At 71.2% G+C, this 11,964-nt stretch carries 10 protein-coding genes; 1 reads left to right on the top strand and 9 read right to left on the bottom strand.

Going from position 1 to position 11,964, the window contains the following annotated elements; genetic code table 11:
• Window positions 1-13: 13 nt before the first annotated feature.
• The 8 genes from mltG to ACFQQJ_RS17205 all read right to left on the bottom strand — a co-directional run bounded on the left by mltG (window position 14) and on the right by ACFQQJ_RS17205 (window position 9,316).
• The gene (gene mltG / locus ACFQQJ_RS17240) at window positions 14-1,162 is read right to left on the bottom strand and encodes an endolytic transglycosylase MltG (protein ID WP_377108461.1); all 1,149 of its coding nucleotides are present in this window, start codon (window positions 1,160-1,162) and stop codon (window positions 14-16) included.
• Window positions 1,155-1,637, bottom strand: coding sequence for a Holliday junction resolvase RuvX (gene ruvX / locus ACFQQJ_RS17235; protein WP_377108460.1), 483 nt, complete (start codon window positions 1,635-1,637; stop codon window positions 1,155-1,157). The genes mltG and ruvX overlap by 8 nt, the downstream gene beginning before the upstream one ends.
• A 4-nt stretch (window positions 1,638-1,641) precedes the next feature.
• A complete protein-coding gene (gene alaS / locus ACFQQJ_RS17230) occupies window positions 1,642-4,290 on the bottom strand; it encodes an alanine--tRNA ligase (protein WP_377108458.1) in 2,649 nt (882 codons plus the stop codon).
• An 82-nt stretch (window positions 4,291-4,372) separates the two neighbouring features.
• Complete coding sequence (locus ACFQQJ_RS17225; protein WP_377108457.1) at window positions 4,373-4,600, bottom strand: hypothetical protein; 228 nt, start codon at window positions 4,598-4,600, stop codon at window positions 4,373-4,375.
• Entirely contained in the window at window positions 4,600-4,980 is a 381-nt protein-coding gene (locus ACFQQJ_RS17220; protein ID WP_377108455.1) for a DUF948 domain-containing protein, read from the bottom strand. The genes ACFQQJ_RS17225 and ACFQQJ_RS17220 overlap by 1 nt, the downstream gene beginning before the upstream one ends.
• 84 nt (window positions 4,981-5,064) lie before the next feature.
• Complete coding sequence (locus tag ACFQQJ_RS17215; RefSeq protein WP_377108454.1) at window positions 5,065-6,573, bottom strand: DHA2 family efflux MFS transporter permease subunit; 1,509 nt, start codon at window positions 6,571-6,573, stop codon at window positions 5,065-5,067.
• Window positions 6,574-6,651: 78 nt separating this feature from the next.
• Complete coding sequence (locus ACFQQJ_RS17210) at window positions 6,652-8,049, bottom strand: replication-associated recombination protein A (protein WP_377108452.1); 1,398 nt, start codon at window positions 8,047-8,049, stop codon at window positions 6,652-6,654.
• A 10-nt stretch (window positions 8,050-8,059) separates the two neighbouring features.
• Complete coding sequence (locus ACFQQJ_RS17205; RefSeq protein ID WP_377108450.1) at window positions 8,060-9,316, bottom strand: MFS transporter; 1,257 nt, start codon at window positions 9,314-9,316, stop codon at window positions 8,060-8,062.
• A gap of 97 nt (window positions 9,317-9,413) precedes the next feature.
• Between ACFQQJ_RS17205 and ACFQQJ_RS17200 the strand changes: the two genes are divergently transcribed.
• Window positions 9,414-10,109, top strand: coding sequence for a PadR family transcriptional regulator (locus tag ACFQQJ_RS17200; RefSeq protein WP_377108449.1), 696 nt, complete (start codon window positions 9,414-9,416; stop codon window positions 10,107-10,109).
• Between the two features lie 64 nt (window positions 10,110-10,173).
• On the opposite strand, the gene aspS is transcribed toward ACFQQJ_RS17200, so the two are convergent.
• Window positions 10,174-11,964 (bottom strand): aspartate--tRNA ligase, encoded by a 1,791-nt coding sequence (aspS, locus tag ACFQQJ_RS17195; protein ID WP_377108447.1) that lies wholly within the window; start codon window positions 11,962-11,964, stop codon window positions 10,174-10,176.

Genomic DNA, 11,964 nt, shown 5'->3' with positions numbered 1-11,964 from the left:
CAGTCTGTCACGCTCAGCCGAAGCACTTCTTCTTGTTCGCGTCGCTGGCGGCGCACCAGGCCCGCCACTTCGCGACGCTCGCGTCGTGTCCGGCCTTGTCCGCGTTGAACTCGGTCTCGCCGGTGTCGAGGTTCACCACAGCGAAGTAGAGCCAGTCGCCGTCCGCCGGGTGCAGGGCGGCGTCCATGGACGCCTTCGACGGCGAGGCGATCGGACCGACCGGGAGACCCTTGACGTAGTAGGTGTTGTACGGCGACTTGAGCTTGCGCTCGGCGGCCGTGGTGGACACCCGGCCGGTGACGTTGTTGGCGTAGGCGACCGTCGCGTCGGACTGCAGCTGCATCCCCTGTTCGAGGCGGTTGTAGAACACCCGCGCGATCTTGGCGCGGTCCTCCTCCCTCGGACCGGCCTCCTTCTCGATGATGCTGGCCATCACCAGCACCTCGTAGGGGCTGTAGCCGAGCGTCTCGGCGCCGGTCTCGAAGTCCAGGCCGTTGGCGATCTGGTTGAACCGGTCGGTGATCGACTTCAGGATGGTCTTGGTGGTCGGCTTGTCGGGGAGCTCGTAGGTGTCGGGGAACAGGAAGCCCTCCGCGCCCCGCTCCGCCCAGTTCGGCAGCCCCAGCTTCTTCCAGTCCTTCAGTGCCTTGGTGAAGTCCTTGGCCGGCAGCCCACTGGCCTTGCTCATGGTCGTCACCGCCTGCTCCAGGCGCAGCCCCTCCCGCAGGGTCATGCGGTTGTGCACCTGGTTCTTCGGGTCGAGCAGCATCGCCAGCGCGACCTTCGCGGGCAGCTGCGTGCGCAGGTTGTAGCGCCCGGCCTGGATCTTGGCGGAATCGGGGTTGGCCGCGGCCTCGCGGGTGAACGCCTTGGCGGTCTTGACCACGTCCGCCTGCACGAGGATCGACGCGATCTGGGTGGTGGTGGAACCTGCGGGGATCGTCACCTCGACGGGGGCCACACCCTCGCCGATGTAGTCCTCCGCGGTCCGGAAGTCCATCCACGCGGCCTGCGCCTTGCTGTAGATGAACCAGCCGCCGCCGACGAACACGGCCAGCGACAGCAGGACGGCGAACGCGGAACGGACCTTGTACCAGACCTCCTTGAGGTCGACCTTCCCGGTCTCGGGATCCTTGATCTCGCCCGGGTAGCGGTTACTCATCCGCCGGCGTCCTTTCCTGGACGGGGGGCAGGAGCAACTCCCCTGGTGCCCGTCCCGTCGTCCGTTCGTGCTGCAGTGCCTGTTCCAAGAGTGCCACGGCGGCCGCCTGGTCGATCACGGAGCGCTGCCGCCGGGTGTTGCGGCCCGCACCGGAGAGCTGCCGGGACGCGGTGACGGTGGTCAGTCTCTCATCGACGAGGCGGATCGGCACGCCGGGAAGGCTCGCGGCGAGTCCGGCCGCCACCTCGCGGACGGCGATCGCCGCAGGACCCTCTGCCCCGGCGAGGTTCCGGGGCAGCCCGAGCACGACCTCGAGGGGTTCGTACTCGGCCACCAGCGCCTGGATCCGGGCGATGGCCCGGGCGTCCGAGGGCACGGTCTCCACCGGGTGGGCCAGGATCCCGGACGGGTCGCTCGCGGCCACCCCGATCCTCGCCCTGCCCCAGTCGAGGGCCAGCCGGACGCCGGTGCGCACCTTGTCAGCCGGCCAGGGCCGAGCGGATCGCGGCCAGTGCCTGCGGCGCCGCCTCTGCCGACGTGCCGCCTCCCTGGGCGAGGTCATCACGGCCGCCACCGCGTCCGCCGAGCGCCACCGCGCCCGCGCCGACCAGCGCGCCGGCCTTCGCCCCGAGACCGCGCGCGGCCTCCGTGGTCGCCACCAGCAGCACCGGCTTGGCGTCGCCGCCCACCAGGGCGACCACGCCGGGGCGCCCGCCGAAGGCGTTGCGCACCTCCAGCGCGAGGGTGCGCAGGTCGTCCGCCGGGGTGCCGGGCAGGTGGCGGGCGACCAATTCGTAGCCACCCACGGTCTCGGCGCCGGCCACGAGGGACGGCACGGTGCCAAGGAGCTCCCTGGTGCGCATGCTCGCGATCTCCTTCTCGGCCGCCTTCACCTGCGCGACCAGCTTGGCGACGCGGTCGGTGAGCTGGTCCGGCTGCACCTTCAGCAGGTCGGCCAGCCCGGAGACGAGGGCCCGCTCCCGGGCCAGGTGGGCGAACGCGTCGGCCGAGACGAACGCCTCCACCCGGCGAAGGCCCGAGCCCACAGACGACTCCCCCAGCAGGCTGAGCAGGCCGATCTGCGAGGTCCGCTCGACGTGCGTGCCGCCGCACAGCTCGCGCGACCACGGGCCGGCGAGCTCGACCATCCGGACGACGTCGCCGTACTTCTCGCCGAACATCGCCTGCGCCCCGAGGGCCTTCGCCTTCGCCAGCGGCATCTCGGTCGCGCTCACCTCGTAGTCGGCGCGGATGGCCTCGTTGGCGACGCCCTCGAGCTCCTCCTTCAGCGCGTGGCTGAGCGCTCCGGAGGCGTTGAAGTCGAAGCGCAGGTAACCGGGCTTGTTGTACGAGCCGGCCTGGTGGGTCGACGCGCCGAGCAGCTGGCGCAGCGCGGCGTTCACGATGTGGGTCGCGGTGTGGGCCTGGCAGGCGCCCGCGCGGGCCTGGGCGTCGACGGCCGCGACGACCGCAGATCCGGTAGCGAGCTCGCCGTCCTCGACCCGCACCTTGTGCACGATCAGCCCCTGCACGGGCCGCTGGACGTCCAGGACCTCGAGACTGAGCCCGTCACCGGTGATCAGGCCGGAGTCGGCATCCTGGCCACCGGACTCGGCGTAGAACGGCGTCCGGTCGAGCACGACCTCGACGACGTCACCGGGCACGGCGCGATCGACCAGCGCGCCGTCGGAGACGATGCCGCGCACCTTCGCGTCCGCCACCAGGTCGGTGAAGCCGAGGAACGGGATCTCGCCATCGGCGCGCAGCGTCCGGTACGCCTCGGTCGCGGCGGTCGCACCCTTCTTGGCCTTCGCGTCGGCGCGGGCACGCTCCTTCTGCTCCTGCATGAGGCGACGGAAGCCGGCCTGGTCGACGCTGAGGCCCTGCTCGGCCGCCATCTCCAGGGTGAGGTCGATCGGGAAGCCGTAGGTGTCGTGCAGGGCGAACGCACGGTCGCCGGAGATCTCGGTCGACTCCGCCTCCCGGGCCTGCCCGGCGGCGAGGTCGAAGATCTGGGTGCCCGCGGCCAGCGTGCGGCGGAACGCGTCCTCCTCACCGAAGGCGACCTGGCTCACCCGGGCCCACTGGTCGGTGACGTCGGAGTAGGACGCCGCCATCAGGTCGCGGCTCACCGGCAGCAGCTCGGGCAGCACGGGGTCGTGGACGCCGAGCAGGCGCATCGAACGGATGCTGCGGCGCAGCAGGCGGCGCAGCACGTAGCCGCGCGCCTCGTTGCCGGGAGTGACGCCGTCGGTCATCAGCATCAGGGCAGAGCGGACGTGGTCGCCCACGACGCGCAGCCGGATGTCGTCCTGCGCGTCCTTGCCGTAGGTGGTGCCGGCGAGCTCTGCCGCCCTGGTGATGACGGGGAAGATCTCGTCGATCTCGTACATGTTCGCGACGCCCTGCAGCAGGTACGCCGTGCGCTCCAGGCCCATGCCGGTGTCGATGTTCTTGCTGGGCAGGGGGCCGAGCACGTCGAAGTCGTCCTTCGCACGGACGGCCGACAGCTCCTCGGTCTGGAACACCAGGTTCCAGATCTCGAGGAAGCGGTCCTCGTCGACGATCGGGCCGCCGTCGGGACCGAACTGCGGGCCGCGGTCGATGTAGATCTCGCTGCACGGGCCACCGGGGCCGGGGATGCCCATGTGCCAGTAGTTGTCCTTCAGGCCTCGACGCTGGATGCGCTCCTCCGGGATGCCGACCTTGCGCCACAGGGCGGCCGCCTCGTCGTCGTCCAGGTAGACCGTGACCCACACCTTGTCGGGGTCGAACCCGTAGTTGCCGTCGGCCTGGCTGCCGGTGACCAGCTCCCAGGCGTAGTTGATGGCGCCTTCCTTGAAGTAGTCGCCGAAGGAGAAGTTGCCGTTCATCTGGAAGAAGGTGCCGTGCCTGGTGGTCTTGCCGACCTCCTCGATGTCGAGGGTGCGCACGCACTTCTGCACACTCACCGCCCGGTCGAACGGAGCGTCCTCCGCGCCGGTGAAGTACGGCTTGAACGGCACCATGCCCGCGTTGACGAACAGGAGGGTCGGATCGTTGTAGACCAGCGGCGTGGACGGCACGACCGCGTGGCCGCGGGCGGCGAAGTAGTCGAGGTAGCGCTGGCGGATGTCAGCAGTCTTCATGGTTGTCTGTCCTTGTCGAGACGGCGCTCAGCGCCGGTACTGCGGGTGAGGGTCCGGTTCGGGTCTCCTGGACGAACGGGTTTCACTCGTCCAGGCCGAGAGCCTCGCGCAGCTCCGACTCGCGGGTGTCCATGGCGTCGCCCATGGTGGAGAGGAACTCCCCGACCCGGTCGATGAGGCCCTCACGGGTCTTCTCCAGCTGGTCGGCGACACCCTTGGGGGTGAAGCGTTCGTAGTACTCGCGTCCCTTGATCACGACCAGGGCGGTGAGCCCGACCCCGACGGCGAACCAGAACAGGCGCTTGCCCATCAGCGGGCCTTCTTCCGCTGGCCGGTGACGGCCTGGCGCACCCCGTAGGTGAAGGCGGCGGTCTTGATCAGCGGCCCGCCGAGGGTGGAGGCGAAGAGCGTGGACAGCTGGGCGGCGTTCTCACTGACGACCGTGGCGTGGGCGCTCACCTTGGCGACGTCCTCCGTCACCACGCTGAGCTTGCCCAGCTCGGTGTTCGTCGCGGTCACCGTGCCCTTCAGCTCCTGGAGGATCGGCACCGAGTTGTGGCCCAGGTCGCGCACGGCGAGCCGCACCTCCTCGAGCACCCGACCGAGCTTCAGCAGCGGGACGGCGCAGAACACGACGAACGCCACCGCAGCCACCGCTGCGATCAGGCCGGCGATCTCTCCGGCGGACATGGGCTACCTCGCTGTCTGGTCGACTGGTACCTCGGCAAGAGTACCGGCTGCGCGTCCCGGCATGCGCGGGTGCAGCGCGGCGGGTCAGCGGGCGGCGTCGGCCCCGGCCGGTGCCACGCTCGCGCGGGGAGCCGTGCCCCAGGCGTGGGTGGTGGTGCGCCGCACGAAGAAGGCGCTCACCAGCGCCCCCGCGAGCGCAGCGAGGGCCGGCAGGAGCATGCTGGTGGCCATCGCGGAGGTGAAGCCCGCCCGCAGGGCCTCCGGCAGCTGCCCGCTGGTCTCTGCACTCGCCCCCGCCGCCGCGCCGCCGGGCAGGCTGGCCGCCAGCCGGGCCTGGATCAGTGCGGCGATCGCCGCGCTGCCCAGCACCGAACCCACCTGCCGCACCGAGTTGTACACGCCAGAGCCGGCGCCCGCGTCCGCCGGTGCGAGGTTGTAGGTGGTGGTCGTCCCGATCGGCGACCAGGTGAACGCGCTGCCGATGCCCATCAGCGCGCTCGGGAACAGCAGCCGCCACCACAGGGACTCGTCGGGGACGAGCCAGACCGCGTACCACAGCATGGACGCGGCCATCATCAGCAGCCCCGCCGTGGCGAGGTAGCGCGGATGCACCCGGTCGACCAGACGCCCCACCACGGGCGCCAGCACTCCGGAGAACAGGGCCATGGGCACCAGCTGGAGCGCGGCCCTGGTCGGGGTGAACCCGAGGACGAGCTGGTAGTAGAAGACCAGCGGAAGGGCGTTGGACGTCACCGCGATGCCGACCATGGCGATCGCCGCGTTGCCGAGGGAGAAGTTGCGGTCGGAGAACAGCCTCAGGGGCAGCAGCGGCTCCCCGCGTCCGCGCCGTTGCCACCACAGGAACACCCCGAGCACGGCGACGCCGAGGCCGATCAGGCTCCACACGTTCACCGGGCCCCAGATCGTGCCCCAGTCGAAGGTCTCACCCTCCTGGATGCCGAAGACGAGGCAGGACATGCCGATCGCCCACAACACGACCCCGGGGATGTCGAACTGGTGGCTGTGCGTCTCGAGGGTGGGCACCAGGCGCCAGGCCAGAAGGAAGCCGACGATGCCCACGGGGACGTTGACGAAGAAGATCCACTCCCAGCCCAGGCTGTCCACCAGGAGGCCGCCCAGCACCGGCCCCACGAGGGTGGCCACCGCGGCGGTGGCGCCCCACAGGCTCATCGCGCGGCCGCGGTCGTGCGGAGGGAACGTCCGGGTGATCACGGCCATCGTCTGGGGGGTCAGCAGCGCGGCCCCCAGGCCCTGGACGGCGCGCGCGGCGATCAGCATCTCGATCGAACCGGCCAGGCCGCACCACGCCGAGGACACGGTGAAGACCACGAGCCCGATCAGGTAGATCCGCTTGGGTCCGAACCGGTCACCGAGGCGTCCGGTGACCAGGAGGGGGACGGCATAGGCCAGCAGGTAGGCGCTGGTCACCCAGATGACGGAGTTGATGTCGGCGTCCAGCCCCTGCATGATCCGGGGGTTGGCCACGGAGACGATCGTCGTGTCCACCAGGATCATGAAGAAGCCCACCACCAGCGCCCACAGGGCCGGCCAGGGTCGGGAAGCAGGAGTCACGTCCTCGGGCAACCTCCGCGTCGCCGGTTTCATTCCGGCCCGATCTCGCAGGCACGGCGCGCGGTTCCTCGCCGGGTCTCAGCCGGTGGTGGCGGCGTCATCCCCATCACGACCGAGCAGGCCCTCCAGCACCCGCAACCGCTCGGCCAGGGCGGCCTCGTTGCCGTGCTCGGTGGGCGTGTAGTAGCGGGCGCCGGTCAGCTCGTCCGGCAGGTACTGCTGGGCTGCGACACCGTGGGGCGCGTCGTGGGCGTACTGGTAGCCGGTGCCGTGCCCGAGGCTCCGCGCGCCCGGGTAGTGCGCGTCACGCAGGTGCGGCGGCACCGTGCCGATCCTTCCTTGCCGGACGTCGGCGATCGCCGCGTCGACGGCGGTGATGACAGCGTTCGACTTCGGCGCCAGTGCGCAGGCGATCACCGCCTGGGCGAGGTTGATCCTCGCCTCGGGCATCCCGATGAGCTGGACGGCCTGGGCTGCCGCGACGCAGGTCTGGAGCACCGACGGCGCCGCCAGGCCGATGTCCTCGCTGGCGAGGATCACCAGCCGGCGGGCGATGAAGCGGGGGTCCTCGCCCGCCTCGATCATCCGCGCGAGGTAGTGCAGCGCCGCCTGCACGTCCGACCCGCGCAGGCTCTTGATGAACGCGCTGATGACGTCGTAGTGCTGGTCGCCCGCGCGGTCGTAGCGGACGGCCGCCTTGTCGACCGCCGCGGACACGGTCTCGGAGCCGATCTCCTGCGTTCCCTGGGCAGCGGCGCCCGCGGCCGCCTCCTCCAGGTAGGTGAGGGCGCGCCGGGCGTCCCCACCGGCGAACCTCAGCAGCGCCGACCGGGCGTCCGTGCTCAACCGGTACTGCCCGGCCAGCCCGCGCTCGTCGGAGAGCGCCCGGTCCAGCAGCAGGCCGATGTCGGCGTCGGTGAGCGGCTTCAGCGTCAGCAGCAGCGAGCGGCTCAGCAGCGGCGAGATCACCGAGAACGACGGGTTCTCCGTGGTCGCGGCGATCAGTGTCACCAGGCGGTTCTCGACCGCCGGCAGCAGGACGTCCTGCTGGGCCTTGGAGAACCGGTGCACCTCGTCGACGAACAGCACCGTGCCCACCCCGCGGGCCAGCTCGCGCTGGGCGTCGGCCAGCGCGGCGCGCACCTCCCGGACGCCGGCGGTGACCGCGGACAGCTCCACGAACCGGCGCTCGCCGGAGGCGGACACCACCGCGGCAATGGTCGTCTTGCCGACCCCCGGCGGACCCCACAGGAAGACCGACATCGCGGTCCGGCCCCCTGCCAGCCGGCGCAGCGGCGAACCGGCAGCCAGCAGGTGGTCCTGCCCGACGATCTCGTCGACGGTGCGCGGACGCATCCTCACCGCGAGCGGGGTGTCGACGTGCCCCGCGGTGCTCAGTGATCCGCCCGGGACGGGCGCGTCCGCCCCCGCGCCGCCGGGTGCGGGAACGGGGTTGCCGAAGAGGTCGGTGTCCACGGCTGCGACGCTACACCGCCGGGCCGACCGTGCCGGCGGCGACGACGTCCTCCGGATCGGGCAGGCGGCGGTAGAACGGGAAGGCGGCCAGCGCGAGCACGGCCGTCAGGCCCCCGCCGACCACGAACGGGAGCGCCAGGTCGACGCGGCCGATGAGTCCCCCGAGCAGGCTGCCCACGGGCATCGCGCCCCACAGCAGCGTCCGCCAGGTGCCCTGCACGCGTCCGAAGAGGCGGATCGGGATGATCGCCTGGCGCAGGGAGATGACCAGGACGTTCCAGCACACGATCGCGCCGGCCACGACGGCGTTGGCCGCGACCACCACCCACACGTTCGGCCACAGGCCCATCACCAGCAGCGCGAGCCCGGTGAACAGCGTCGACCATGCCATGACCGGGCCGCTGTGGAAGCGTCGCTTGAGGCGGTCGGTGACCAGCGAGCCCGCGATGCCGCCCACGGCCCCGCTCAGCATGAACAGGCCGAACCACGCCTCCGGCACTCCCAGCGGCCCGAGCACGAACAGCACGAAGCTCGCGAAGGCCAGCTGGACGAAGATGCCCGCAGCGGTGGACGTGAGCCAGAGCACCACCAGCATCCGGTTGGCGCGCAGGAAGCGCCAGCCGTCCGCGAACTGCCGGTACCACGCGACGCCGGCATCGTCGGGATGCACGTGCTGCCGTCCGGACGCGGCGCGCGGCAGCAGGAGGGCGAGGACCCCGGCGAGGGCGAACGCAGCGACGTTGGTGCCGAGCGGGATGAGGACCGAGACGGCGAAGAGCGCCGACGTGAACGGTCCGGACACGAAGCTCTGCATCACCTGCTCGCCGGCCTCGATCCGTCCGTTCGCGCGGGGCAGGTCGGCGGTGTCGACGATGCTCGGCGGGATCGCACGGGCCGCCCCGTCGTACAGGGTCTCGAACGCCCCGTAGACGAAGATCACCAGGTACAGCCACCAGATCGTCAGCGCGCCGCTCGCCGTGAGCACGATCAGGAGGATCCCGAGAGTGACGCGGACGGCCTGGGCCAGAGCGAGGGCCAGCCGACGGTCCATCCGGTCGATGGCGATGCCCGACGGCAGCGCGAAGAGCAGCCACGGCAGCATCGCCAGGGCGGCGATCCCCGAGATCAGCAGCGCGTCGTCGGTGAGGCGTGCGGCCAGCAGGGGCATCGCCGTGCGGGCGATGCCGTCGCCGAGGTTGCTGGCCAGGCTGGCCACCCACAGGTTGGTGAACGCCGGGCCCAGTCTTCCGCCGGCGGTTCTGGACACCCGCTCACCCTAACCCGGCTCTCGGTGGTGTTGCGTAGCGACACCGGTGTGCCTATCATCGATATATCGAATACGTTACGACGATACAGGGAGAATCATGATGAACGACGATCGCTATGACAGTGAGGCCTGGGGCGACGGTCCCCGGGGACGGCGTCGCGGCGGGCACCGCGGCTGGCACGGGCACGGCGTCCCCCCGATGGGCGCCATGGGTCCCGAGGGCCCGTTCGGCCCCGGTGGCCCCTTCGGACCCGGGGGCCCGTTCGGCCCCGGCGGGCCCTTCGGTGCCGGCGGACCGTTCGGCGGTCCGGGTGCGCGGCGCGGCCGCCGCGGGCACGTCCGGAGCGCGATCCTTGCGCTGCTGGCCGACGAACCGCTCAATGGCTACCAGATCATGCAGAGCCTGGCGGAGCGCACCCAGGGCGTGTGGAAGCCCAGCCCCGGCGCGGTCTACCCCGCACTGTCACAACTCGAGGACGAGGGGCTGATCGAGTCCTTCGACAACCAGGGCCAGAAGGCGTTCCGGCTCACCGAGAGCGGACGGGAGGCGGCGGCCGGCGTCGATACTCCCCCGTGGGAGATGGTCAACCAGGCCGTGTCCGGCTGGGGTCCCGACCAGGTCCGCGAGATGTGGCGCGAGTTCGCGTCCCTGGCCGGAGCGGCGAAGGAGCTCACCCGCAACGCGACCCCCGCGCAGCTGGAGGCGGCGTCCCGACTGCTCGCCGACACCCGCCGCAAGCTCTACGGCCTGCTCGCCACCGACGACCTGCCCAACGGCGACGACCTGCGCTGACACACGCCAAAGTGGACCGTGACCCCCGCGTTCGGCGGTAACGGTCCACTTTTTTCGTGTCCGGTCAGGCGGGAGTGGGAGCGGCGGGCGTGGGGAAGAACTGCAAGCCCGCCAACATACGCTGGGTGGCGGTGATCGGGGGCGGTGCGCCGGTCAGCGGGTCGTAGCCGCCGCCCGTCTTCGGGAACGCGATCACGTCGCGGATCGACTCGGTCTTGGCCAGCAGGGCGCAGATCCGGTCCCAGCCAAAGGCGATGCCGCCGTGCGGCGGGGCGCCGAAGACGAAGGCGTCGAGGAAGAACCCGAACTGCGCCTGCGCCTGCTCGGCGGTGATCCCCATCACCTTGAACACGCGCTCCTGCACGTCGCGGCGGTGGATACGGATCGACCCCCCGCCGATCTCGTTGCCGTTGCAGACCATGTCGTAGGCGTAGGCGAGCGCCGTCCCGGGCTCGGTGTCGAAGGTGTCCATCGACTCCGGCTTGGGTGAGGTGAAGGCGTGGTGGACGGCCGTCCAGGCACCCTCGCCGACGGCGACGTCCCCCGCGGCGACCGCCTCGCTGGCGGGCTCGAACAGCGGAGCGTCGACGACCCAGACGAAGGACCAGGCGTCCTCGTCGATCAGGCCGTTGCGACGCGCGATCTCGTTGCGGGCCGCGCCGAGGAGGGTCTGGGACGCTTTGCGGCCACCCGCGGCGAAGAAGACGCAGTCACCCGGCAGGGCGCCGACACGATCGGCGAGCCCGGCACGCTCCTCCTCGCTCAGGTTCTTGGCGACCGGGCCACCAAGCTCGCCGTCCTCGCCGACGATCACGTACGCCAGCCCCTTCGCGCCACGCTGCTTGGCCCACTCCTGCCAGGCGTCGAACGTGCGTCGCGGCTGCGAGGCCCCGCCGGGCATCACCACGGCGCCGACGTAGGCGGCCTGGAACACGCGGAACGGCGTGTTCGCGAAGTACTCCGTGAGCTCGGTGAGCTGGAGGTCGAAGCGCAGGTCGGGCTTGTCGGAGCCGTAGCGGGCCATGGCGTCGGCGTAGGTGATGCGCGGCAGGGGCAGCGGGATGTCATGCCCCTTGAGAGCCCAGACGGCCTTGACGACGGCCTCGCCGACCTCGATCACGTCGTCCTGGTCGACGAAGCTCATCTCGATGTCGAGCTGGGTGAACTCCGGCTGGCGGTCGGCGCGGAAGTCCTCGTCGCGGTAGCACCGGGCGATCTGGTAGTAGCGCTCCATGCCCGCCACCATCAACAGCTGCTTGAACAGCTGGGGGCTCTGCGGCAGCGCGTACCAGCTGCCCGGGGACAGGCGCGCGGGCACCACGAAGTCACGGGCGCCCTCCGGAGTGGAGTGCGTGAGCGTGGGGGTCTCGATCTCGACGAAGTCCCGGGCGGCGAGCACCTCACGGGCGGCGCGGTTGACCTCGGACCGCAGCCGGATCGCCGCCGCGGGGGCGGGACGGCGCAGGTCGAGGTAGCGGTACTTCAGGCGGGCCTCCTCGCCCACGCTGACGCGCTCGTCGATCTGGAACGGCAGCGGCGCGGACGGGTTCAGCACCTGCAGCGTCGCCGCGGCGACCTCGATCTGGCCGGTCGCCAGTGCCGGGTTGACCGTGTCGTCCGACCGGGCCTCCACGACGCCCGTGACGGCGATGCAGTACTCGTTGCGCAGGGCGTGGGCCCCGGAGGTCTCGAGCACCTCGTCGCGCACGACGACCTGCACGATGCCACTGGCGTCCCTGAGGTCGAGGAAGGCGACGCCGCCGAGGTCGCGGCGCTTGGCCACCCAGCCGGCCAGGGTGACGGTCGTGCCGACATGCCCGGGGCGCAGCGAGCCTGCCTGATGAGTGCGAATCAC

It is taken from the genome of Propionicimonas sp. T2.31MG-18, assembly GCF_964266745.1.
Classification (GTDB): Bacteria; Actinomycetota; Actinomycetes; order Propionibacteriales; family Propionibacteriaceae; genus Propionicimonas.
The sequence above is the reverse complement of the archived record's forward strand: the minus strand, read 5'-3'. Positions and strand labels throughout refer to the sequence as shown.